The organism is Arthrobacter sp. AIWTK1 (assembly GCF_056680535.1).
In genome coordinates, this window is the sequence record NZ_CM155287.1 from 4,156,735 (window position 1) to 4,181,196 (window position 24,462).

General features: G+C 66.1%; 19 protein-coding genes. 8 read left to right on the forward strand and 11 right to left on the reverse strand.

All coding sequences use genetic code 11. The annotated features are described in order from the left end of the window. Positions 1–16 precede the first annotated feature (16 nt). From AC1MDG_RS19055 to betA, 6 genes are all read right to left on the reverse strand, one after another. Positions 17–2,416 carry an FdhF/YdeP family oxidoreductase gene (locus AC1MDG_RS19055; RefSeq protein WP_479806049.1) on the reverse strand — a complete coding sequence of 800 codons (2,400 nt, stop codon included), beginning with the start codon at positions 2,414–2,416 and terminating at the stop codon, positions 17–19. After that, entirely contained in the window at positions 2,413–3,033 is a 621-nt protein-coding gene (locus tag AC1MDG_RS19060) for an MBL fold metallo-hydrolase (protein WP_479806050.1), read from the reverse strand. The genes AC1MDG_RS19055 and AC1MDG_RS19060 overlap by 4 nt, the downstream gene beginning before the upstream one ends. Then, positions 3,030–4,166, reverse strand: coding sequence for an S-(hydroxymethyl)mycothiol dehydrogenase (locus AC1MDG_RS19065; RefSeq protein ID WP_479806051.1), 1,137 nt, complete (start codon positions 4,164–4,166; stop codon positions 3,030–3,032). Before AC1MDG_RS19065 ends, AC1MDG_RS19060 begins: the two co-directional genes overlap by 4 nt. Before the next feature lie 60 nt (positions 4,167–4,226). After that, complete coding sequence (locus tag AC1MDG_RS19070) at positions 4,227–5,918, reverse strand: APC family permease (RefSeq protein ID WP_479806053.1); 1,692 nt, start codon at positions 5,916–5,918, stop codon at positions 4,227–4,229. A 118-nt stretch (positions 5,919–6,036) separates the two neighbouring features. After that, positions 6,037–7,536 carry an aldehyde dehydrogenase family protein gene (locus AC1MDG_RS19075; protein ID WP_479806055.1) on the reverse strand — a complete coding sequence of 500 codons (1,500 nt, stop codon included), beginning with the start codon at positions 7,534–7,536 and terminating at the stop codon, positions 6,037–6,039. A 9-nt stretch (positions 7,537–7,545) separates the two neighbouring features. Next, complete coding sequence (gene betA, locus AC1MDG_RS19080) at positions 7,546–9,249, reverse strand: choline dehydrogenase (protein WP_479806056.1); 1,704 nt, start codon at positions 9,247–9,249, stop codon at positions 7,546–7,548. Positions 9,250–9,656: 407 nt separating this feature from the next. Between betA and AC1MDG_RS19085 the strand changes: the two genes are divergently transcribed. The 3 genes from AC1MDG_RS19085 (at position 9,657) to AC1MDG_RS19095 (ending at position 13,266) form a co-directional block, all read left to right on the forward strand. Next, positions 9,657–11,060 (forward strand): MFS transporter, encoded by a 1,404-nt coding sequence (locus AC1MDG_RS19085; protein ID WP_479806058.1) that lies wholly within the window; start codon positions 9,657–9,659, stop codon positions 11,058–11,060. Positions 11,061–11,114: 54 nt separating this feature from the next. Next, complete coding sequence (locus tag AC1MDG_RS19090; protein WP_479806059.1) at positions 11,115–12,371, forward strand: aminopeptidase P family protein; 1,257 nt, start codon at positions 11,115–11,117, stop codon at positions 12,369–12,371. A gap of 88 nt (positions 12,372–12,459) precedes the next feature. Next, on the forward strand, positions 12,460–13,266 hold the full coding sequence (locus AC1MDG_RS19095; protein WP_479806061.1) for an IclR family transcriptional regulator: 807 nt from the start codon (positions 12,460–12,462) through the stop codon (positions 13,264–13,266). A 113-nt stretch (positions 13,267–13,379) separates the two neighbouring features. On the opposite strand, the gene AC1MDG_RS19100 is transcribed toward AC1MDG_RS19095, so the two are convergent. From AC1MDG_RS19100 to AC1MDG_RS19110, 3 genes are all read right to left on the reverse strand, one after another. After that, on the reverse strand, positions 13,380–14,588 hold the full coding sequence (locus tag AC1MDG_RS19100; protein WP_479805105.1) for an IS110 family RNA-guided transposase: 1,209 nt from the start codon (positions 14,586–14,588) through the stop codon (positions 13,380–13,382). Between the two features lie 249 nt (positions 14,589–14,837). Next, positions 14,838–17,357, reverse strand: a complete 2,520-nt coding sequence (gene opgC / locus AC1MDG_RS19105) for an OpgC domain-containing protein (RefSeq protein ID WP_479806063.1) — start codon at positions 17,355–17,357, stop codon at positions 14,838–14,840. Continuing rightward, positions 17,344–18,579, reverse strand: coding sequence for a GAF domain-containing sensor histidine kinase (locus tag AC1MDG_RS19110; protein ID WP_479806066.1), 1,236 nt, complete (start codon positions 18,577–18,579; stop codon positions 17,344–17,346). Before AC1MDG_RS19110 ends, opgC begins: the two co-directional genes overlap by 14 nt. Positions 18,580–18,860: 281 nt before the next feature. On the opposite strand from AC1MDG_RS19110, the gene uraD reads away from it, so the two are divergent. The 5 genes from uraD to purM are packed head-to-tail and all read left to right on the forward strand — an operon-like array spanning position 18,861 to position 22,958. After that, a complete protein-coding gene (gene uraD / locus AC1MDG_RS19115; RefSeq protein WP_043484549.1) occupies positions 18,861–19,358 on the forward strand; it encodes a 2-oxo-4-hydroxy-4-carboxy-5-ureidoimidazoline decarboxylase in 498 nt (165 codons plus the stop codon). Continuing rightward, positions 19,355–19,696: a hydroxyisourate hydrolase gene (gene uraH, locus AC1MDG_RS19120; RefSeq protein ID WP_479806068.1), complete on the forward strand. Its 342-nt coding sequence runs from the start codon at positions 19,355–19,357 to the stop codon at positions 19,694–19,696. The genes uraD and uraH overlap by 4 nt, the downstream gene beginning before the upstream one ends. Positions 19,697–19,747: 51 nt before the next feature. After that, positions 19,748–20,098: a hypothetical protein gene (locus AC1MDG_RS19125; RefSeq protein WP_479806070.1), complete on the forward strand. Its 351-nt coding sequence runs from the start codon at positions 19,748–19,750 to the stop codon at positions 20,096–20,098. Positions 20,099–20,145: 47 nt separating this feature from the next. Then, positions 20,146–21,804 carry an amidophosphoribosyltransferase gene (gene purF / locus AC1MDG_RS19130; protein ID WP_479806072.1) on the forward strand — a complete coding sequence of 553 codons (1,659 nt, stop codon included), beginning with the start codon at positions 20,146–20,148 and terminating at the stop codon, positions 21,802–21,804. Then, positions 21,801–22,958 carry a phosphoribosylformylglycinamidine cyclo-ligase gene (gene purM / locus AC1MDG_RS19135; protein WP_479806074.1) on the forward strand — a complete coding sequence of 386 codons (1,158 nt, stop codon included), beginning with the start codon at positions 21,801–21,803 and terminating at the stop codon, positions 22,956–22,958. The genes purF and purM overlap by 4 nt, the downstream gene beginning before the upstream one ends. A gap of 70 nt (positions 22,959–23,028) precedes the next feature. Here the strand turns inward: purM and AC1MDG_RS19140 are convergent, their stop codons facing one another. Continuing rightward, the gene (locus AC1MDG_RS19140) at positions 23,029–23,847 is read right to left on the reverse strand and encodes a VOC family protein (RefSeq protein ID WP_479806076.1); all 819 of its coding nucleotides are present in this window, start codon (positions 23,845–23,847) and stop codon (positions 23,029–23,031) included. Positions 23,848–24,062: 215 nt separating this feature from the next. Beyond that, entirely contained in the window at positions 24,063–24,296 is a 234-nt protein-coding gene (locus AC1MDG_RS19145; RefSeq protein WP_479809142.1) for a DUF3073 domain-containing protein, read from the reverse strand. Positions 24,297–24,462: the final 166 nt, after the last annotated feature.

Consider the following 24,462-nt stretch of genomic DNA (forward strand, 5'->3'; position numbering starts at 1 on the left):
CTAGCCGGCAGCCGTCCTAGCCGGCAGCCGCAGGCTGGGCTGCCACACCTTCATGGTGCGGCGCAGCTGCCTCGCTGCGTTCAGCCGGGGCGTCCGCTGCTGCTTCCGCTGGGTGCGGCACAAACCGGACGAACATGGCCTTGAACCCGGGGGTGTTGGATTCCCGGGCCACGTTCTCCTTGTGCACCAGGGCGTTGGCCTCCGGGAAGTACGCCGCGGCGCAGCCCTTGGCCGTCGGGTAGGCCACCAGCCGGAACTTGTCTGCCTGCCGGTCGTTCCCGCGGAATGTGCTCACCACGTCCACCAGGTCCCGGTCCTGGAAGCCGAGTTCGGCCAGGTCCTCCGGATGCACCAGGATCACCCGGCGGCCGTCCGAAATGCCGCGGTACCGGTCATCCACGCCGTAGAACGTGGTGTTGTACTGGTCGTGGCTGCGGATGGTCTGGAGCACCAGGTGGCCCTCCGGCGGGGTCAGGTACTCCAGCGGGCTGACCGTGAAGCGTCCGCGCCCGATGTCCGTTTTGAACGACCGGGTGTCCCGCGGAGGGTTAGGCAGCACAAAGCCGTTCTTGGTCCGGACGCGCTGGTTGAAGTCCTGGAAACCCGGGATGACGCGGGAGATGTGGTCCCGGACCACGTCGTAGTCCGCGGCCATGGCCTTCCAGTCCACCGGGTGGTCCGCGCCGAAGGTGGCGTCGGCCATCCGGGCGATGATCACCGGCTCAGCGAGCAGGTGCTCTGACACCGGGTGGAGCCTGCCCTGGGTGGAGTGGACCACGGACATGGAGTCCTCCACGGACAGGAACTGGGCGCCGGCCGGGTGCTTGTCGTCCTTGTCCGTCCGGCCCAGCGTGGGCAGGATGAGCGAGGTGCGGCCGTGAACCACGTGGGACCGGTTGGGCTTGGTGGACACGTGAACCGTCAGGCCGATGCGCTGCATCCCGGCCTCCAGGGTCTCGGTGTCGGAGCAGGCCAGGGAGAAGTTGCCGCCCATGGACACGAAAACGTCCACGTCGTCGCGTTCGAAGGCCTCCATCGCCTCCACGGCGTCGTAACCGTGGCCGCGCGGTGACTGGATTTTGAACTCCTTATCCAGTGCTTCGAGGAGCCATTCCTTCGGCTTCTCCCAGATGCCCATGGTCCGGTCGCCCTGGACGTTGGAGTGTCCGCGGACCGGGCAGGCCCCGGCGCCGGGCTTGCCGAAGTTGCCCTGCAGGAGCAGGACGTTGACCATTTCCTTGATGGTGTCCACCGAGTGCGGCTGCTGCGTGACGCCGAGTGCCCAGCAGAAGATGGTGGCCTTGGACCGGATCAGCATCCCGGCCACGTCCTCGATCTGCGTCCGGACCAGGCCGGTGGCCTTCTCGGTCTCGTCCCAGTCCAGTTCCCGGCGGGCGTCCCGGTAGGCGTCGAAGCCGTCCGTCTGCGCGTCAATGAAGGAACGGTCGACGACGGTACCCGGGTTCCGCTCTTCCTCCGCCAGGAGCAGGTGACCCAGGGCCTGGAACAGTGCCAGGTCCCCGCCCACCTTGATCTGCAGGTATTCGTCGGCCAGCGGGGTGCCGTGCCCCACCACCCCGGAGACGGTCTGCGGGTCCTTGAAGTTGAACAGGCCGGCCTCCGGCAGCGGGTTCACCGCCACCACCTTGCCGCCCTTGTCCTTGCACTCCTTCAGGGCAGACAGCATCCGGGGATGGTTGGTCCCGGGATTCTGCCCGACGACGAAGATGAGCTCCGAGTCGTGGATGTCATCCAGCGAGACGGTGCCCTTGCCGATGCCGATGGTCGGGTTCAGCGCTGACCCGGAGGATTCGTGGCACATGTTCGAGCAGTCCGGCAGGTTGTTGGTGCCCAGGGCCCGCGCGAACAGCTGGTACATGAACGCCGTCTCGTTGGCGGTACGCCCCGAGGTGTAGAAAACGCAGCGGTCCGGCGTGCTGGCCCGGATGTGTTCGCCGATCAGCTCGAACGCGTCCGCCCAGGAGATCGGCGAGTAGTGGGTCTCCCCTTCGCGGATCACCATCGGTTCCCTGAGCCTGCCCTGGTTTCCCAGCCAGTACTCGGTCTTACCCCTCAGCTCCGCGATGGAATGACGGGCCCAGAACTCGGCGCCGACCGTCCTGAGGGTGCTCTCCTCCGCCACGGCTTTGGCGCCGTTCTCGCAGAACTCCGCCGTCTTGCGCTTCTTGTCCGATTCCGGCCAGGCGCACCCGGGGCAGTCGAAGCCGCCGCGCTGGTTCAGCCGGAGCAGCGAATGGGCCGTCCGGGACACCCCGGCCTGCGCCACGGCGCGCTCCAGCGCCACCATCACCGCTTTGACGCCGGCCGCTTCCCGCTTCGGCGGGTGGACTTCGAGCTCGTCCTCGTTGATATCCGCAACCGGGGCCGGCTGCCTGCCGAACCTGGGAGTTTTCACTGATCTACCTCGGCCAGCGTCTCGCGTTCGGCCCCGATGGTGGTGTTGTCGCCGTGGCCGGTGCGGACCACCGTAGCGGCAGGCAGCGTCAGCAGCCGGTCGCGGATGGAGGCGAGGATGGTGGGGTAGTCACTGTAGGACCTGCCCGTGGCGCCCGGACCGCCGTTGAACAGCGTGTCTCCGGTGAACACCGTCCCCTCCTCCTCGAGCTGGAAGCACGTGGACCCCGGCGAGTGGCCCGGGGTGTGGAGGGCACGCAGGGTGGCTCCGCCCACCTGGAACACGTCTCCGTCCGCGAGGAAGCGGTCCGGCTTAACGTCCGGATAGACCTGCTCCCAGAGCACCATGTCGTCAGGGTGCAGGTAGATCGGCGCGTCCACGGCCTCGGCCACGGCACGCGCCGCGCCGATGTGGTCGTTGTGGGCGTGCGTGAGCAGGATGGCCAGGACCTTCCGGCCGCGGACCTGGCGGATGATCGCTTCCGCGTCATGCGGGGAGTCGATGATCACGCATTCGTCCTCGTTCCCCACGATCCAGACGTTGTTGTCCACATCCCAGGTGCCGCCGTCGAGCGAAAACGTCCCTGAGGTGACCAGGTTCTCGATGGTGACGCTCATACAGCTGCCGCTTCCGTGGCGGTCGCGCCTGCGGTTTCAGCGGCCGGGCGGATTTCCACCACGGAACGAAGCACTTTGCCTTCATGCATCTTGTCGAAAGCCTCGTCCACCTGGTCGATGGTGATGCGTTCGCTAACAAAGGCGTCGAGGTCCAGGTTGCCCAGCTTGTACTGCTGCACCAGCATCGGGAAGTCGCGGGAGGGCAGGCAGTCGCCGTACCAGGACGACTTCAGGGATCCGCCGCGGCCAAAAACATCCAGCAATGGCAGCTCGAGCTTCATGTCCGGCGTCGGGACGCCCACCAGCACCACGCGGCCGGCTAGGTCGCGTGCGTAGAACGCCTGCTTGTACGTTTCGGGGCGGCCCACCGCTTCAATCACGACGTCGGCACCGTTGCCGCCCGTCAGTGCCCGGATGGCCTCGATGGGATCTTCCTTGCTGGAATCCACGCCGTGGGTGGCGCCGAGGGACTTGGCCATTTCCACCTTGTTGGCGTCGATGTCCACCGCGATGATCGTGGTGGCGCCGGCGAGCTTTGCGCCCGCAATGGCGGCGATGCCCACGCCGCCGCAGCCGATCACGGCGACGGATTCGCCGCGCTTGACCTCACCAGTGTTGATGGCGGCGCCAATACCTGCCATTACGCCGCAGCCGAGGAGCCCGACGGCGGCCGGATCGGCGTCGTCGTCGACTTTGGTGCACTGCCCGGCGGCGACGAGCGTCTTCTCCGCGAACGCGCCGATGCCCAGCGCGGGCGAGAGTTCCGTGCCGTCTTCGAGGGTCATCTTCTGCGTCGCGTTATGCGTGTTGAAGCAGTACTGCGGCTGGCCCTTGGCGCAGGCGCGGCATTCGCCGCACACAGCCCGCCAGTTCAGGATCACGCGGTCGCCGGGGGCCACCTGGGTCACGTCCGGCCCGACGGCGCTGACCACGCCGGTGGCCTCATGGCCCAGCAGGATGGGGAAATCGTCCGTGATTCCGCCCTGCTTGTAGTGCAGGTCCGTGTGGCAGACGCCGCAGGTGAGGATATCCACCAATGCCTCGCCCGGTCCCGGATCCGGTACCAGGATGGTCTCCACCGAGACCGGAGCATTCTTTTCCTTAACGACGACGGCTTTTACTTTGTGAACCATGATTCTTGTGTTCCTTTCGTGAGCCCGGGGGGCTCGCTGGCAACGGCACCCATTGCCAATCTAGCTGACTCGTTGCGGTTCCAAATCTTCTTCCAGCGGCCCAAGGCCCTGATCGGCGCCCTGGCCGGGGGCCGAAACCCGGACCCGATCCGGGGCCGGAGCCGGGACGGCGGCCTGAGGTGCTGCCTGGGCTGCGGCGGGCACTGCAGCGTGCTCCGCCAGGACGCCCGTGCGGTGCCTGATCCTCAGACGGTAGAGCAACGCCCCGCCAATCGCGACTGCGCCGACGAAGATGACGCCGCCCCACTGGAGGTACCACTCGAACGGCGGCACGGAATTGTAGATCTCCGGGCGCGGCCAGATCAGGTTGAGCGTCATGGCGCCGCCCCACAATACGGCGAGGATATTAACAGGCATCCCCCATTTGCCCAGGCTGAAGCCGGGTTCCGAAATGCTGTTAGTACCTCCCGCGTCCGTAAGCGGCCATTTCTTCAGCAGCCGCTGCCGCAGCATCGGCACGGTGACCAGCAGGTAGGACAGGTAGATCAGGACGATGCTGATGCTGGACATGATGGTGAAGATTGCCGGTTGCGTGATGTTGACGATCAGCGGGACGACGGCCAGGATGCCGATGACGATGGCGGCCACCGTGGGGGTCTTGCGGACCGGGTCCACTTTGCCCAGCTGGCGGCTAAAGGGCAGGTTGTTGTCCCGCGCCATGGCGAACATCATCCGGATGGCGGCGGCGTGGACGGCCAGGGTGCACACCACGACGGCCACCACGATGCAGACCAGGAATGCCTTGCCGAACGGGCCGCCCAGCACGGACAGGACCACGTACTGCAGTCCACCGTCCGCAGCGCCCACCTTCGGGTCGCTCAGGTCCGGCGCAGCCAGCAGCCCGCCGAGGAGGATCAGGCCGCCGAGCACGAAGGACGCGGTGACGGCGCGCAGGATCGCCTTGGGGGCCGTGCGCTTCGGATCCTTGGTCTCCTCGCCCAGGGAACTCGCAGTGTCGAAGCCGTACATGACGTAGCCGGAGGCCATGGCGCCGATGAGGAACACCCCGAAGAATCCCAGGGGGTGCTCGTCGCCATAACCGGCAGTCTCGAAGAGGACTTCGGGACCGCGCACCACATGCCAGCCGAGGGCCAGGATGAGCAGCACGGCCGCGGCCAGTTCCACGAACACGCCGATGCTGTTGATCCGGGTCATCAGCTTGACGCCGAAGGCGTTGATGAGGGTGGAGATGCCGATCATGACGCTGGCCAGGATCACGCCGTTGACGGCAAAGTCATAGGGCCCTGTCCCGTCCCCGACGAACTGGAAGCCGGACCAGATTTGCGGCAGCGTGAGCTGCAACGCCAGGGCCACCGCACCGAGCGCCATGATGGAAGAGAGCAGGAGCAGCCAGCCGGCCAGCCAGGCCCAAGTTCCGGAGGACAGCCGCTTGGCCCAGTTGTAGACCGAGCCGGCCACCGGGTAGCGGCCCGCCAGTTCGGCGAAGCACAACGCCACCATCAGCTGGCCGGCGAAGACGAGGGGCCAGGACCAGGCGTAGGCGGGGCCGGCCATGGAGAAACCGAAGTAGAACAGTTGGAAAACGCCGGTGAGGATGGAGATGTAGCTGACTCCGGCGGCGAAGCTGGCGAACTTGCCGATGCTGCGGTCCAGGGTCTGGGCGTAGCCGAATTCGTCCATGCCGCTTGAGTCAACGCTTTTGGAGGGTTCTAACGTGGTGGGTTCTGACATCTGAGCTCCTAAGTCGAATAGCACGATGCTGCCGGCCCGCTGCCTGAAGGCGCAGGCGTAATCGACGGCCGGCGCGGACAAACTGCGCCAAACCGGTTTCCCCATAGGTGGTGCGTGGTTAGAGGTGGCCGAACCAGCGGCTGGGACCCGGCCGGGTGTTCTGCCAGACGTGCTTGGTTTCCCGGTACTCAGCCAGGCCGAGCACCCCGAGTTCCCGTCCGTTGCCGGACTGCCCGAAGCCGCCCCATTCGGCCTGCGGCACATAGGGATGGTAGTCGTTGATCCACACCGTGCCGTGCCGCAACTCCTGTGCCACGCGCTGGGCACGGGACCCGTCACCGGTCCACACCGCGCCGGCCAGGCCGTAGACGGTGTCGTTGGCCAGCCGGATAGCCTCGGCCTCGGTCCGGAAGGTTTCCACGGTGAGCACGGGCCCGAAGGATTCCTCCTGCACCACGCGCATGCTGCTGTTGCAGCCGTCCAGGATGGTGGGCGGGTAATAGCTTCCCCCGGCCAGCTCCGGCTGGCCGGGAATGGTCCCGCCGCACACCAGCCTGGCGCCTTCGGCGACGCCGGCCTGGACATAGGCGTGCACCTTGTCCCGGTGGGCGAACGAGATCAGCGGACCGGTCTCGGCCAGTTCGTCGAACGGACCGCCCAGGCGGATCTTGCGGGCCCGGCGGGCCACCTCCGCCACGAATTCCTCGTGGATGGACTCCTCGACGATCAGCCGCGCGCCCGCGGAGCAGACCTGCCCGGAGTGCAGGAAGACAGCGGTCAGGGCGAAGTCGACGGCGGCCTCCCGGTCGGCGTCGGCGAACACAATGTTAGGGTTCTTCCCTCCGAGCTCCAGGGCCACCCGTTTTACCGTGTCGGCCGCCGCCGCCATGATGCGCTTGCCGGTGGCCAGGCCGCCGGTGAAGGACACGAGGTCCACCCGGGGATCGGTGCTGAGGATGGCGCCGACCTCCGGGCCGGTGCCGGTGACCAGGTTGGCGACGCCTGCGGGCACCCCCGCCTCACGGAGCGTCTCCATGAGCAGCACGGCCGTGGACGGCGTCAGCTCGCTGGGCTTGAGCACAAAGGTGTTGCCCGCCAGAAGCGCCGGCGCCACTTTCCAGGACACCTGCAGCAGGGGGTAGTTCCACGGTGTTATCAGCCCGCAGACGCCCACCGGCATGTGCACTACCCTGCTGATCGCATCAGGGTTGCCGGTGTCGATCACCCGGCCCGCGTCCGTGCCCGCGATGCCGGCGTAGTAGCGGAAGCAGGCGGTGACATCGTCGATGTCGTATTCGGCCTCGACGTACCTCTTCCCGGTGTCCAGCGCTTCGGCCCTGGCGTACTCGGCCTTGTCGCGTTCCAGCAGCTCAGCGACCCGCTGCAGGACCCTCCCCCGCTCGCGTTCCGGCGTACGGGGCCACGCGCCGTCGTCGAACGCCTTGCGGGCGCTGGCCACCGCCGCTTCGGCGTCAGCCGCGGTGCCCTCGGTGACCACGGCGACGGCGGTTCCGTCGGCCGGGCAGCTGATGGTCCGGGTCCGGTCTCCCGACGACGGCGCCCACCCGCCGTCGACGTAGACGCCCCGGGTGAGCTCCACTTGGGTTTCGGTCGTCACGTTGCCTCCCTAGCCCTTCGCCGCTGCGGCAGCGGCCTGGTTCCGCACCAGCGGGCTGTGCCCGTGGCGGTAGAACTCGGCATGCTGCGGGGCCAGCGGGGCTGTGCCGGCAATCAGGTCGGCCGCCTTTTCGGCGAGCATCATCACCGGGGCGTAGATGTTGCCGTTGGTCACATAGGGCATGGCCGAGGCATCCACCACACGGAGGCCCTGGACGCCGTGCACGCCCATGTCGAGCGGGTTGACCACGGCCATCGGGTCCGATTCAGGCCCCATCTTCGCGGTGCAGGACGGATGCAGGGCTGTTTCGGCGTCGCGTGCCACCCAGTCGAGGATTTCGGCGTCGGTCTGGACGCCCCGGCCGGGGGAAAGTTCCCCGCCGTTGAAGGGACCCATGGCGGACTGGCCGAGGATGTCGCGGGCGATGTGGATGGCTTCCACCCATTCGCGGCGGTCCTGGTCGGTGGAGAGGTAGTTGAAAACCATGGAGGGGTGCACGGTGGGGTCAGTGGATTTGATCTTGAGGCTGCCGCGGGCGTCGGAGTACATGGGGCCGATGTGCACCTGGTAGCCGTGCTTCGCGTCGGCCTTCTGGCCGTCGTACCGCACGGCGACGGGCAGGAAGTGGAACATCAGGTTGGGGTACGCCACCTCGTCGTTGGAGCGGACGAACCCGCCGCCTTCGAAGTGGTTGGTGGCCGCGGGACCCTTGCGGCCCAGCAGCCACTGGAGGCCGATGAGCGGGTAGCGCCACAGGTCAAGGTTCGGCTGCATGGACACCGGCCGGGTGCAGGCGTGCTGGATGTAGACCTCAAGGTGGTCCTGCAGGTTCTCCCCCACGCCGGGGAGGTGGACCACGGGTTTGATGCCGAGGGACTTCAGGTGCGCGGCGTCCCCGATGCCCGAAAGCTGCAGCAGCTGGGGGGTATTGATGGCTCCGCCGGACAGGATCACCTCGCCGGCGTTCACCACGTGCGTCGTGCCGTTGCGGCGGTAGGTGACGCCGGTGGCAACGTTGCCCTTGAAGTTCACCTTCGTGACCAGGGCACGGGTGAGGACCGTCAGGTTGGGCCGTTTGGCCTCGGGGCGGAGGTAGGCCCGGGACGCGGAGAGCCGCTGCCCCTTGTGCACGTTCCGGTCAAAGGCCGCGAAGCCTTCCTGGCGGTAGCCGTTTACATCGTCCGTCAGCGGGAAGCCCGCTTCCTGTGCCGCCTTGAAGAAGGCCTGGAACAGCGGGTTGGTGGCGGGCCCGCGCTCCAGGACCAAGGGTCCCGAGTGGCCGCGGAGGTCATCCTCCGGATCCGCCGCCAGGGCGTTTTCCATCCGGTTGAAGTACGGCAGGCAGTGCGCGAAATCCCAGGTTTCCATCCCGTCGTCGGCTCCCCAGCGTTCATAATCCAGCGGGTTGCCGCGCTGGAAGATCATGCCGTTGATGGAGCTGGAGCCGCCCAGGACCTTGCCGCGGGCATGGGCCACCCGGCGTCCCCCCATATGCGGCTCCGGATCCGACTGGTAGCGCCAGTCATAGAAAGGGTTCCCGCTGGGGAAGGTCAGGGCAGCAGGCATCTGGATGAACAGATCCCAGGGGTAGTCGCTTCGTCCCGCTTCCAGGACCAGGACACTGCGCGTGCCCCCTGCGCTCAGGCGGTTGGCCAGCACGGAACCGGCACTTCCCCCACCGACGATGACGTAGTCGTAGCTGGTCTCTGTCATTCTGCAAAGTCTCCTTGTACGTCGTGAGGACCCGGCGTCGCCGTTCCATCGAGAAGCAATCCTGTGCATCGCGGATTCGGATCCGGCCGTATTGCGTATTACACAACACGATGCACATAGCGCGTACTGGAAAATATGACAGCCGTCACAGGGGGTGTCAATAGATCGCCGGAGTACTACGCGGCGGCCTTGGGCGGACTGGAAAATAAGGGGTCGCAGGGCGCAACTCGGTTCCTTTTGACGCAACGGATCAGCCAGGCATTGCGCAGCTACAGGGCGGGAGACAGTAAATAGCCGGTCAAATTTCATGCGTTTGAAACAAGAAGGTATTGACTGTGTTACATGTCACGTCTAGTCTTGTGCAACAGCGTTGCGCTGAATGCAACCACAAACACTTTGGTGGATACATGAGTAACGACACTTCCTCTCCTGCTCTTGCGGGAGGACCGGGCGCGGAGCAGGATGGCGTGCATGAAGGCCGCCGCGCCGGCCGCAGCACGTTGAGCGGCCAGAATTTCCAACCTGCTGACAACGGTGTCAGCAAGGAAACGCGCCGCAGAGTCATCGCGGCCAGCTTCATCGGCAACTTCGTTGAATGGTTCGACTACGCCGTTTACGGCTACCTGGCCGTTACGATCGCGACGGTTTTCTTCCCTGAATCAGATCCCCAGACCGGGCTTCTGCTGACTTTCGCCCTGTTCGCGATTTCATTCCTGGTGCGTCCGCTCGGCGGGTTCGTCTGGGGCCATATCGGTGACAGGGTGGGCCGGCGGACCGCTCTCTCGCTGTCAATCCTGATCATGTCCGGAGCGACTTTCTGCATTGCTCTCATTCCGGGCTACGACACCATCGGCATCTGGGCTCCGATCCTGCTGCTGATCATCAGGGTCGTGCAGGGCTTCTCAGCCTCAGGGGAATACGCCGGAGCATCGGCGTTCCTGGTCGAATACGCCCCCGCTAACAAGCGGGGCGTCTACGCCGCGGTGGTTCCTGCGAGCACCGCAGCGGGCTTGCTCCTTGGTTCCCTGTTGGCGGGTCTGCTGACAGTCCTGCTCAGTTCCGACTCGATGCAGAGCTGGGGTTGGCGCCTGCCGTTCCTGCTGGCTGCCCCGATGGGACTGATCGGACGCTACATCCGTACCAAGCTGGAAGACACCCCGGTGTTCCGCGAAATGGCAGCGGAGGACGAGGCTGTCAAGGCACCTGTTTCCAGCCTGTTCCGGAACCACTGGCGGCAGCTGCTGCAGGCCGTCGGGGCTGTACTGCTCAACGCCGTCGGCTTCTATGTGATCCTCAGCTACATGCCCACCTATCTGTCCTCAGAGCTGGGCCTGGGCGCAACCGAGTCCTTCCTGGCCACCACCATCGCGCTGGTCACGTACATCGGGTTCATCTTCCTCACCGGGATGCTCTCGGACCGTTACGGCCGCAAGAAGGTGCTCATCAGTGCATCCGTCGCCTTCATCGTGCTGACGGTGCCGGCGTTCGCCCTCCTGGGAACCGGGAACTTCCTGATCATCGTCCTGGTCCAGATCCTGCTGGGTGCGATGCTCACCCTCAACGACGGCACGCTCCCCAGCTTCCTGGCCGAAATGTTCCCCACGCGTGTCCGCTACAGCGGCTTCGCGGTCAGCTTCAACCTCTCCAACGCCCTTTTCGGCGGCACAGCCCCGTTCATGGCAACACTCCTGATCGCTGCCACCGCAAGCGATCTGGCGCCGGCCTGGTACCTCGTCGCCGCGGCAGTGATCTCCCTGATCGCCGTTTCGCTGTCCAGGGAAACCTGCAAAGAACCGCTGCGCCACGAATAGCCAAACTTCTTCCACTCACCTCAAGTAACTGCACCACAGAAAGGCATCACCACCATGACCACCACAACATCCGAGAACGCAACGTCCGTCGCCGAACTGGAGCGCACCAAGGTTCTGAAAAACGGCGACAAGGTGAAGCTCACCTTCTCCGACACTGAGTTTGAGCGCCGCCTCGCCGGCCTGCGCCGCATCATGGCAGAGAAGGATCTGGACGCCGTCGTCCTGACCAGCTACCACTCCATCAAGTACTACTCCGACTTCCTTTTCACCACCTTCGGCCGTTCCTACGCCATGGTGGTCACCAAGGATGACACCGTCACCGTCACCGCCAACATCGACGCCGGCATGCCCTGGCGCCGCAGCTACGGCGACAACATCGTGTACACGGACTGGCGCCGGGACAACTACATCTTCGCCATCCAGGAAGTCCTGCGCACCCGCGGCATCAACCCGCGCCGCCTCGGCGTCGAGGACGACTCGCTGCCGCTGGATAACCGCAACAAGATCCAGGCCGCTTTCCCGTCGGCAACTCTCGTGGACGTGGCCCAGGCGGCCATGCGCCAGCGGATGATCAAGTCCGCCGAGGAGATCGAGGTCATCAAGCACGGGGCGCGCATCGGCGACCTCGGCGGCGAGGCCATCCGCAACGCCATCACCGCAGGCATCACCGAGTACGAGGTCGCCCTGATCGGCACGGAAGCCATGGTCCACGAGATTGCCCGGACTTTCCCGGATTCCGAGATCCGCGACACCTGGGTCTGGTTCCAGTCCGGCATCAACACAGACGGCGCACACAACTGGGCCACCACCCGCAAGATCCAGGAACACGACATCCTGTCGCTGAACTGCTTCCCCATGACCTCCGGCTACTACACAGCCCTGGAGCGCACCCTGTTCTACGGCGAACCGGACGCCCGCTCGCTGGAACTGTGGAACATCAACGTCGAGGTCCACAAGCGCGGCCTCGAACTCATCAAGCCCGGCGCCGTTTGCAAGGACATCGCCGCCGAGCTCAACGAGATCTACGTCGGCTACGGACTGCTCGCCAACCGCACCTTCGGCTACGGCCACTCCTTCGGTGTCCTGAGCCACTACTACGGCCGCGAAGCCGGCCTGGAGCTCCGCGAGGACATCGACACGGTCCTGGAGCCGGGCATGGTGGTTTCCATGGAGCCGATGATCACGGTCATGGACGGCCAGCCCGGTGCCGGCGGCTACCGCGAGCACGACATCCTGGTGGTCGGCGAGGACGGCGCGGAGAACATCACCAAGTTCCCGTTCGGTCCGGAATACAACATCATCGGGGCCTAACAGCACCGCAGTTGCCACACCCTGAAAGCGGCGCCACGTCCTTCGTGGCGCCGCTTTCAGGCTCACATACGGAATGATGGTGGGCACCATGACCTCTGCAGAAGCTCCCGAAACCAGCAGTAACGGCGACGCCAAGGGCACGTCCGTCATCGTCAACGCCATCGCGGTGCTTCGAAGTTTTACCGCGGACGAGCCCCTGCTCGGCGTCACCGAGATCGCCAACCGCGTGGGCCTGCACAAGAGCACCGTCTCCCGCATCCTGGCCACGTTCGAGCAGGAACACCTGGTGGAACGGGATCCGGAGACCCGCAGGTTCCGCCTGGGCCTGGGCCTCATTGCCGTCGCCGGGCCGCTGCTGGCTGAACTCGAAGAGCGCCGCGTGGCCTACCCCGTGCTGCGCGAACTGACGGAGCAGACCGGCGAAACCAGCGCCCTCATGGTGTGGAACGGCTCCGAGTCGATGTGCGTGGAGCAGATCGCCAGCCATCACCAGATCAAGCACACCACTCCGCTGGGCGCCCGGTACAAGGACGCCCTCAGCGCTTCCGTGCAGGTCTTCCTCGCCGCCGAGCCTGCCGAGCGGGTACGGATGTTGCTCCGCAGCGGCGAAATTGCCTATCCGGGCCTGGACGACACCAGCCTCGAGGCCTACCTGATCCGGCTCGGCGACGTCGCCCGTCGCGGCTGGGCCACCAACTACGGCGAGTCGTCACTGGACGAAGTAGGCCTGGCCGCCCCCGTGTTCGACCACCGCGGCGACATCGTGGCGGCGGTCCTCATCCCGGCACCCCGCTTCCGGGTCTCCCCGGACACGCTGCAACGCCTCGGGGAATCCTGCAAGGCAGCCGCGGACCGCGTCACAGCCCGACTGGGCGGCGTCTCCCCCGCGCGCTAACCCGCCTTTCCACACCCGACGCTCTCTCACTTCAACCACATCCGGGATGCCCCTGAGGTGAGAGAGCGTCCCAAAATAAGCGGCCTAAAGTGAGAGTGTCCCTATGTTTTTTGTCAAGCTGCTGCGGGTGATTTTGCCTGGTAGAGGGAGCCGTCGCGGAGCATGGCGTAGAGGGTGTCGCAGCGGCGTCGGGCAAGGGCGATGAGGGCTTGGTTGTGGCGTTTGCCTTCGGCTCGTTTGCGGTCGTAGTAGGCGCGGGAGAGCGGGTCTTTGAGGGCTGCGAATGCGGAGAGGTAGAGGGTGCGTTTGAGGACTTTGTTGCCTCTTCGGGAGGCGCGGTCGCCTCGGATGGAGGACCCGGAGCGCCATGTCACCGGAGTCAGGCCGGCGTAGGAGGCCAGGTGCCCGGCGGTGGGGAAGTCTTTGCCGGCGACTTCGGTGAGGATCCGTGCTGCGGTCCTGATGCCGACGGCCGGCAAAGACATCAGGACCTGGTGAAGAGGGTGGGCCTCCACGAGGTCTTCGACCTGGGTGTAGACGGTGGCGCGGCCTTCGTGGATCCTGGCGAGCATGCCGGCCAGTTCAGGCAGGACGATGGTTGCGGCGTTCGTGCCGATAACGGTCACGCTCTGTTGGCCCAGGGCCTCGATGATGTCATCGGCGAGGCGTTCGCCCATCCGGGGCGCGAGCTTGGTCAGCCGGTTCCCGATCCGGCGCCGTCCGGCGTGGCGAAGCGCTTCGGGTGTGGGCCAGGTCCGTAGCAGATCCAGGACCGCGGGGTGGTCCAGCCGGGGTCCCAGGACGCGTTCGAGTGCCGGGTGGATCTGCGTCAGCAGGCCACGGATCCGGTTCGAGGTGGCGGTGGCCTGTTTGGCCAGGTCATCATCGAAACCGCAGAGCATGGTCAGCTCGGCGGTCTGCTCGTCTGCGAGCTGGACCGAGCGCAGAGTATGGGGCATGGTGCGGGCGGCGTCGGCGATGATAAACGCATCCCGCGCGTCCGTTTTTGCTTCCCCGGGGTGCAGGTCCGCGATCCGGCGCATCGCCAAACCCGGAAGGTAGCCGATCAGCGTCCCTGCGGCCTGGGCCACGGCAACCGGGAGCGCGCCGATCGTCGCGGGCTGGTCGACCACCACGAGGATTCGGCCGTGGTGTTCAAGCTCGGCCAGGATCTCCCGGATCCGGGTCTCGTCGTTGGGCAGGGCCCGGTCCAGCAACTTCTTCCCGGTCCGGTCCAAGGCAACAGCATGATGCTCGCCCTTGCCGACATCCAATCCGATGAACACTTCAACGTTTTCGTGGTTCCTGATCACCTGGCGCACCTCCCGGTCCTGGACACTGACTTTCGTGCCAGCCTGACCCTCGGTGTCAGAGCCCCGCACCCACGTTACGCACGACGTTCCCAAACTGTCCTGCCCCTATTAGCGGTCACCCTGCCACCCGCCCGGACCCCGGTGACAACACTCTCAGGATCATCCAACGACAGAGCGTGATAATCATGCCGGGGCCGGTCCGGCAAGCACACCCACATCCTGCAACAGAACTGGGCTACGAAAAAGGTAACGTGAGCGTCAGGTGGGGATGATGCGGAACAGGAACTTGGTCCGGACCATCACCCACAGCAGCGCCACGATCAGAGCGTAGGCCGCAGTATTCAGCCAGATGTTTTCCTGCTGCAGTGCCGGGATGTTGGCCACCACGGCGATCAGGACCACGTGCATGATGAAGACGTACAGCGTGGCCTGCCCCAGCGGGATCAGCAGCCAGCCCACAGCACGTTCAATCGGCTTCCAGTAGGCGGTGAGGAGCGCGTAGGCCGTCACCAGGAGGGTGAGCACATTCAGGAGCCGGCCCGGTTCCAGGTAGGTCCGCCCGAAGAACTGGTCATAGACGGCACGGTAATTCGCGTCGGAGGTCAGGGCGAGGCGCACGTCGTATTGGTTGGCGAGGTACGGGTTTGCCCAGGACATCAGTGCAAAGGCCACGGTGATAGCGGCACAGACGCCCACCACCCACCGGTGCGCGGACAGCCAGGCCACGATGGTCCGCCGGTAGTAGCCGCCCACCAGGCCCAGCACGAACAGGACCTGCCACACCATCAGCGGGAAGGAATCCTCGAACTGCGACGGCAGGATACGGAACCGGAACACGGTGCCGGCGATGTACAGCGCGGTGGTGGCCGCCAGCACCCACAGCACCTTGCCCCGGGCCAGCGCCAGCAGGATCAGCGGACTGACCAGGAGCATGATCACGTAGAGCCCCATCACGTTGAACTGCCATGGCCCGAACTGCAGGAGCAGCACCGCAGGGATGACGGCCCCGGACACCGGGAACTGCAACAGGCCCTGCATGCCGCTGTAGAGGTCGTAGGTCCTGCCCGCTCCCGACCTGCCGGCGCCGCCGGTGCCCTGGTCCGTGAACGTGGTCAGCACATCCGAGTTGAAGAGCGGAATGAGGCTGAGGAGGAACACCAGGGCAACAACTGCCAGCGCCGTGACGTACAGCTTGCCTGCCCGCCTGCCGGTCTTCTGCGCGACCTCGCCGATGTTGCCTTGGGCCTTCGGTCCGTAGACCATCCCCAGCACCAGCCCGGACAGCAGCACGAACAGCTCGGCGCCGGACACAAACCCGACGGCTTCCTGGGTGAACAGCTGGAAGAGGGACGTCATGCCCACGTGGTTCACCACCACGAACAGGATGGCCACCCCGCGCATCAGGTCCACCCGGGAATCGCGCGAGGACTTGTCCGAATACATCCAGCCCTTTGCCGGGCGCAATCGCACCGGCAGGAACCACAGCAGGAGCGCGCCCGCCAGCACCGCCGCCGCCACGATCGCCGCCGGAACACCGGACAGCGTATTGCCGGGCACCCCGCCCAGCCACTGCACGGTGCCGGTGACCGGCCCGGTGACCAGCGCGGACTCCTTGACGGCCGCGGCGGCGGCATCTGCCACGTCCGCGTTCCGGGTGAGCCGCCAGTCAATGATGGTGTTGCCGGCGTCTCCCACTTCTGTCTTCTCGTCCCAGACGACGGCGGCGATCCGCTCCAGTTTGCCCGGCGCGGCCTCGCCGAGCACCTGCTTCCACCAGCCGGACTTGATGTCGGCTTCCGACGGGCCGCCCGCCGACGGGCTGAAATACGCCGCCGTCTGGAGCAGCAGCGGTTTGTCCCGCTTAACTGCGTAGGACGCGTAGAAGTTGGAATCACCGCCGTCGGAATCGCCAGCGGTTGCGGCCCCCCGGGAAGTCCCTGTCAGCAGGGAGGCCAGCTCCCCGTTCTTGGGCAGCGCGTTCACGGCGGCTCCCCCGCCCGTGTCGTCGTGCAGTGCAGTCAGGCCTGCCCAGTCAACGACGTCGTCTCCCGGGTAGTAGGGAGCGTACGCGGCGTCCGCGCCGTTCCAAGCGCCGTCGGAATTCGTGTCCAGTGCGGCGAACCCGGGGGTGCCGGGCGCCGGGGCGTCGCGGTTCCTGGTGAACGGGTAATCCCGTGCCTGGAACGGCTGCCACACCATCACCGCGTTTGATTCCGATGCGAACGCCTGGGCCACGGCCCGGTACGCCGGCACGTAGTGTCCGGGTTGCTGGCCCCAAGGCACCCAGCTTGAGTTCATGTCCGGCGCGAAGCGGATCAGCAGCTTACCGGGGAAGCCCTTCGCGAGTTCCTGGAGTTGTCCGGCAAAATCCGCAGCGCCGGCCGCGGTCACCTCCGCGAGCGGGATTGTGGGATTCAGGGTGAGCAGCGCGTGGGCCCCGGAGGCGGCGCTCTGGGCCAGGAACTCCCGCAAGTAGCCTTTCTCGCCGTCTTTGATGGGAAAGGACACGTCGTGGCCGAGGACAGCCGGAGTGGCCTGCAGCCGCGCGGCGAACCCTGCGGCGTCGTCCTCGCCCCATTCCAGCACGCCGCCCAGGAGCGGCTTTCCGGATGATGCACCGAGGTCCTCACCGCTGTTAAGGTTCGACGCCGGGACGGCGGCCTGCGCTGCCACGCCGGCTGGCACTGCCACAGCGGCCTGCGCGGCTCCGGCCGGCAGGAAGAGCACCAGCGCGAGCACGAGAAGCGCCGCCCTCAGGGTGGTTTTATGCGGATTCACGCTGGCCGCCTTTCGGGAAGAGGGCCGAGACAGTTGTTCCGCCGCCCGGTGTTTCGGTGAGGGAGAGTTCTCCGCCGTGCGCCTGCACGATCCGCACGCACGTGGCCAGTCCCAGCCCCGACCCGGGGGCGTCGCCGGGACGATGCAGCCGGACCAGTGGCTCAAGGACCCTCTCGCGGTCCGCGGCGCCGATGCCCTTGCCGTTGTCCGACACGCGGAGGGTGACGCCGCGCTCGTCGGCCAACGCAGAGACGCTGACCTTGAGGTCCTGGCCGGCGCGGCGGTAGTTGGATGCATTGCCGAGGAGGTTCTGCAGCAGGGTCCTCAGCTGTGCAGGGTCTGCCATCAGTTCCGCGTCCTCGCAGTCCAGTTCGGTGTTGCCGCCGAATCCTTGGCCCAGGTCGCTGACCGCCGCCGCGACCGCGCCCTTCAGGGACACCGGCCGGGGACGCAGCGCGCCGCCCACCCGGGAGTAGCTGAGGACGTCGTCGAGCATGGAGAGCATCCGGCGCCCGCTGCCGCCGATGCGCTGCAGGTAGCCGGCCGCCGGACTGTCCGGACGGATGTCATCGTCGTCCTCGCTCAGCTCTACATAGCCAAGGATCGTGGTGAGCGGGATGCGCAGGTCATGGCTGACCCGTCCGGCGAATTCGGCGAGCTTGCGGTTGCTGCGCCCCAGTTCTTCCAGTGCATGCTGGAGCTGCAGGGTGCGATGCTGCAACTCCAGTACTTCCACCACCTGCGCCGCCAGGACATCCAGCATGGCCGTCTCTTCGGCGGAGATGGTGGCCGGAGCATCGGAAAAGACGCAGAGGGAGCCCAGCGCGAAGCCGGAGCTGGTCCGCAGCGGCGACGACGCATAGAACCGGACGCTGGCGATCTCTCCGGTCACAAACGGATGGTCCGCAAATCTCGGGTCCACGGAAGCGTCAGGCACCACGGTGGTACCGCCCTGCTGGAAGACCTTGGCGCACATCGAGTCCTCCCGTGCGCACAGTCCGGGCTTCAGGCCCGCGGCCGCAAGCTGGACCTGCTGGCCGGGAGTGATGATGTTGACGACGCTGAACGGGACGCCGCACAGCTTCGCGGCAAGGTCCACCAGGAAGTTCAGGGCACGCGCGGTGCTGGCATCCGGGCTTTCCCCTAGAAGGCCGTATTCCCCCAACAGGGAGCGCCGGTCCAGGGCAGCGCTCACAAGGCTGCGCCCATCTGCTTGAGCCACGTGCGTCCCTCCCACATCCAGGACAGCCGGCCAAGCGCCGCAGTCCCACCGCAGGAGTCTAGCGGAGCTGATTGCCGCCGGCCGGGGTGGGGTAGTCTCTTGACACCAGCCGCGAATTTCGGGTTGACTATTACGCATGCTGAAATAACAGTTCCATGATGCGGAATGTAGAGGGGCGTAGCAGCCATGAATTGGCCTGCGGCATCCACTACACCGGGGCACTCCCTTTTCCGCATAGCCGACGCCATGGATGCCAGCATTTGCACGAGGGATGAACAAGCATGCAGCTTGCCGTATTCAACGGGGCGGACCGCGCGGAAGTCACCGCGGCACTTCGCCCCTGCATCGACGTCCAGCGCTGGGTTGACCAGATCGCGGATGCACGACCCTTTGCCAGCAGCAAGGCCCTGCTGGACTTCGCCCGCGACGCCGCGGCCCCGTTCACTCCGGACGAGGTGGAGTCTGCCATGGCCCACCACCCGCGGATCGGGGAACGGCCCACGGCTTCCACCACCGAGGCGTCCATGTCCCGCTCGGAACAGGCCGGAGTGGATCCCGCGGACCAGGACATCACCAAGGCACTGGCCGAGGGTAACCGTGCCTACGAGGAAAAGTTCGGCCGGGTGTTCCTGATCCGGGCCGCCGGACGCACTGCGCCGGAAATTCTTGCCGCGCTGCACGAGCGCCTTAACCACACCCGCCAAGAAGAAGACGCCATAGTGGCCCAGCAGTTGCGCGAAATAGCGCTGCTCCGGCTCGAAGGAGTGATCAGCGAATGACCGTTTCACAGGTGACCACCCACATCCTGGACACCGGCGCCGGGCGCCCGGCTGCCGGCGTCGCCGTCGGGCTTTACGCGCGCGACGGCGGCGCCTGGAACCTCGTTGCGTCGGGCACCACCGATGCTGACGGCCGGGCGAAGGACCTCGGCCCGGAGCTTCTCCCCGCCGGGACGTACCGGCTGAACTTCGCCACGGGAGCCTACTACGAGGGCCTGGGCACCGCCACGTTCTTCCCGGAAGTGGACCTGGTGTTCACCGTGTCCGACGCCGGCGAGCACTACCATGTGCCGCTGCTCCTGAGCCCGTTCGCCTACTCGACGTACCGCGGCAGCTAGGCACTGGCGGGGCGGCCAACCCATTCAATCCCGGGCAGTAGGCTAGAAGGCATGGCTTCTGAAGACACCCCCGCCGAGAGGCGCGAAATCACCGTGCGCCGGGCACCCAAATACGTGCCGTTCCTCATACTTGGCGGACTCGTGGGCATCATCGTGGCGGCGGTCGTCGCGTTTGCGTTGCCCGGAGACCCGAGCTACGAACCCAGCTCCGTCTTCGGCTTCTTCCTGGTCCTGTTCGGCGCCGGCGGCGTGATTTTGGGCGCCATTGTGGCGCTCCTGCTGGACCGGCTCAGCGTCCGCCGCGCCGAGCACGCCGTCGTCGAGGCCGTCCCGGAAGAGGCCCCGGGCAACGAAACGGACGAAGGCGATGCCGGCGGCGCCGCGGCCGGCCGTCAGTCATAAACGGGCGGCCGGAAAAGTCCTACCCCATCACGTGAGATAATCGACCAGTGGCACGCGGCGATGGAAAACTTTCTCATGATCTTCTCCCTGGCGAAAAAGGCCCCCAGGACGCTTGCGGCGTCTTCGGGGTCTGGGCACCAGGTGAAGAAGTAGCAAAACTCACCTATTACGGGCTGTATGCATTGCAGCACCGCGGTCAGGAGTCGGCTGGCATAGCAACCAGTGACGGCAAGCGGATCAACGTCTATAAGGACATGGGGCTCGTGTCCCAGGTCTTCGACGAGACAACGCTGAACACCCTGACCGGGCACCTGGCCGTCGGCCACTGCCGCTATTCCACTACCGGCGCCAGCCACTGGGCCAACGCCCAGCCCACGCTTGGCGCCACCGCCACGGGCACCGTGGCACTGGCCCACAACGGCAACCTCACCAACACCGCCGAGCTCAATGCCATGATCATTGAGCGCAACGGCGGCCAGCTCAGCGGCGAAATGAAGCAGGGCAACACCTCGGACACCGCCCTGGTCACGGCGCTGCTGGAGGGCGAAGAGGGCAAATCCCTCGAACAGACCGCCATTGAGCTGCTGCCCAAGATCAAGGGCGGCTTCTGCTTCGTCTTTATGGACGAGGGCACCCTCTACGCGGCCCGTGACACCTACGGCATCCGCCCGCTGGTCCTCGGCCGGCTGGAGCGCGGCTGGGTGGTGGCCTCCGAGCAGTCGGCCCTGGCCACCGTGGGCGCCAGCTTCATCCGCGAAATCGAACCCGGCGAATTCATCGCCATTGACGAAGAGGGCGTGCGGTCCCAGCGCTTTGCGGACCCGACGCCGGCAGGCTGCGTTTTCGAGTACGTCTACCTTGCGCGTCCGGACGCCGCCATTGCGGGGCGCTCCGTGTACGAGTCCCGCGTGGAGATGGGCCGCCAGCTGGCCCGCGAGAACACCCAGGAAGCGGACATCGTCATCCCGGTCCCCGAGTCCGGAACCCCCGCCGCCGTGGGGTACGCCGAGGAATCCGGCATCCCGTTCGCCCATGGCTTCGTCAAGAACTCCTACGTTGGCCGCACGTTCATCCAGCCCTCGCAGACGCTGCGCCAGCTGGGCATCCGGCTCAAGCTCAACGCCCTCGAGTCCGTGATCCGCGGCAAGCGCGTTGTGGTGGTGGATGACTCGATCGTCCGCGGCAACACCCAGCGCGCCATCGTGCGGATGCTCCGCGAAGCCGGGGCCGCCGCGGTGCACGTGAAGATCTCCTCCCCGCCGGTGCAGTGGCCGTGCTTCTACGGCATCGACTTCGCGTCCCGCGCCGAATTGATCGCCAACGGCGCCACCATTGAGGAAATCTCCCAGGCCATCGGCGCCGATTCTCTGGCGTACATCTCGGAAGACGGCATGATCGGCGCCACCCAGCAGCCGCGCGAACGCCTCTGCACGGCCTGCTTCACCGGCAAGTACCCCATCGAACTTCCGGGTTCGGACAAGCTGGGCAAGAACCTGCTGGAGCGCACGGACCTCGGCGGCCTGCCCGCAGCAGGGTCCGCCGCCTCGGCCGGCCCCGCTGCCGAAGCCTCCGTGGCTGTTGACTCCGAAGAGGACCCGGCCGGGAAGCCCGGCGCCACGGGCTGCGATCCGGGACCGGACGCCGAGTTCGAGAACCTGCTGACCGACGCCGACCGTCTGACCGCTGACAAGAAAGAGTCCGTATGACTTCCGCATCCTCGTCCGCCCGTAACTCACAGAACGCCGCCGGGATCACGTACGCCTCTGCCGGGGTTGACGTCGAAGCGGGCGACCGCGCCGTCGAACTGATGAAGGACGCCGTCAAGGCAACCCACAATTCATCGGTGATCGGCGGAGTGGGCGGCTTTGCCGGCCTCTACGACGTCTCGAAGCTCCTCACCTTCAAGCGGCCGCTGCTCGCAACCTCCACGGACGGCGTGGGCACCAAGGTGGCCATTGCGCAGGCCATGGACATCCACGACACCATCGGCTTCGACCTGGTGGGCATGGTGGTGGACGACATCGTCGTGGTGGGAGCCGAGCCGCTCTACATGACCGACTACATCGCCTGCGGCAAGGTTGTGCCGGAGCGCATCGCGGACATTGTCCGCGGCATCGCGGCAGCCTGTTCCGTGGCCGGCACCGCCCTGGTGGGCGGCGAGACCGCAGAGCACCCGGGCCTGCTGGGTGAAAACGAGTACGACGTCGCCGGTGCCGCCACCGGCGTTGTCGAGGCCGACGCCCTGCTGGGTCCGGACCGCGTCCGCGCCGGCGACGTCGTGATCGGCATGGCGTCCTCCGGCCTGCACTCCAACGGCTACTCCCTGGTCCGCCGCGTCATCAACCACGCCGGCTGGGCCCTGGACCGTCAGGTCTCCGAACTCGGACGCACGCTGGGCGAGGAACTGCTCGAGCCCACCCGCGTCTACGCCGCCGACTGCCTGGACCTGGCCCGCACTTTCCCGCTGACGGCCGGCGCGTCCGTGCATGGCTTCAGCCACGTCACCGGCGGCGGCCTCGCGGCCAACCTGGCCCGCGTCCTCCCGCAGGGCCTCATCGCCACGGTGGACCGCGCCACCTGGGAACTTCCGGCCATCTTCAAGCTGGTATCGGAACTGGGCAACGTCCCGCTGGCCGACCTCGAGCGCACCCTGAACCTCGGCGTGGGCATGGTGGCCATCGTCTCCCCCGAGGCCGCCGACGCCGCAGTGAACCGCCTCAACGACCGCGGCCTGCCGTCCTGGATCATGGGCACCGTGGAAGAGAACTCGGACTCGATCGTGAAGACCGGCCCGGACTACGTCCAGGGTGCCAAGGGTGTTGACGGCGGCGCAGTCCGCCTGGTGAACGCTTACGCCTAAACTCTCATCGAGTGCTCCGTAGCGGCCCTTTAGCGAGTTGAAAAGGGCGGTTACGGAGCACTCGATCTGCTTAAACCTCCAGCAGGCTGAAGATCCCGCCCTGCGGGTCCCTCAGCGTGGCGACGCTTCCGGCGTCCTCATCATCACTGCCGTCATCCTCCGGTTCAACGAGCACGACGGCGCCCGCGGCCACTGCTGCGGCCACTGCCTCCGGGATGCTGGAGACACCGAAATAGACCTGCCAGCCGGCCTGCGCCTGGTCCTCCGGTTCCTCCCCGTCGCCGGCGTCGTCGTCCTGCGGCAGCGGTGCGATTCCGGCCACCTCCGCGCCGTGCACCATCAGCGTGGTGTACGTTCCGCCGTCGTCCTGCGGGTATTCGGTGACCTCGTGCCCGAACAGCTGCTGGAAGAAGGCGACGGCGGCCTGCGGTTCGGGGGTCAGCAGCTCGGCCCAGGCAAGCGCCCCGGGCTCGTTGTACCTGGAGGTGCCGGCGTGCGTCCCCGGCTGCCACACGCCGGTGGTTCCGCCGCCGGGCGGCGCCACGAACACCATCACGCCGGTATCCGCCACGTCCTCGGGACCGAACTCCAGGGTGCCGCCCGCGTGCGGGGTCTCCTCGGCTATGGCTCCGGCGTCTCCGGCGGCGAAGTAGATGTTCCACTGCGCGGCGGTTCCGGAAGCTTCCTGGAGGGGATTCTGCGGCGCGATGACCGTGATGAGGTCATCCCCGAGGTAAGCCTTCGAATAGCTCCGCCCGTCCGGGGTGGGGAGGTCCTCGTAGCGCCACCCGAACACGTTTGCATAGAACGACTTAGCTGCTTCCACATCCTTGGCCTGGAGGTCCGTCCAACAGATCTCACCCGCATTGAAAGTGCTGCGCTCGGTCATAAAATTGTTTCCCTTCGACCCGGACAGTGTAGGCACACAGCAGAAAGGCCCGTCAGGGCACACCGGAAGCCGGCGCGCCCTGACGGGCCTGATATCTGGGTTCAGCACCCGGGGTGCTGGAAAAGAAGAGCCGAAAGATCGTACGGATCACTGTGGTGAATAGTACGACGGCGGCACGCCACCGGGTGCCCTACGGCAGGTCCAGTGGGCGACAACTAACCGATTCGACGGGTGTCAACCTCGTCGTCGTCTTCTTCCAAATCGTCCGCGTACTTATCCACATAAGCCGAATAATCCGGCTCAATCGGCTCACTCGAGAAACGGCTCGGTGCACGACCCTCGGAGCTCTTGAGCTCACGCTGAAGAGCAGAGTAGTCAGTGTTCGGGGAATAGTACTTAATATCCCGAGCCTGCTTGGTAGCTTTTGCCTTTTGACGGCCGCGCCCCATGGCGTGACCCCCTTTTGTACTCGGACCGGAGGTGGTCACCATTGGCGTTAGTGAGGCCCCGGAATGTTTGGTCAATTTGTCGTACACCTAGATTACATGCTTTCAGCGGTAACTGCTCCCCGGAACGGGCCCCCGGGGGACCGCAGCCACGTTTACGCAGGTCCAA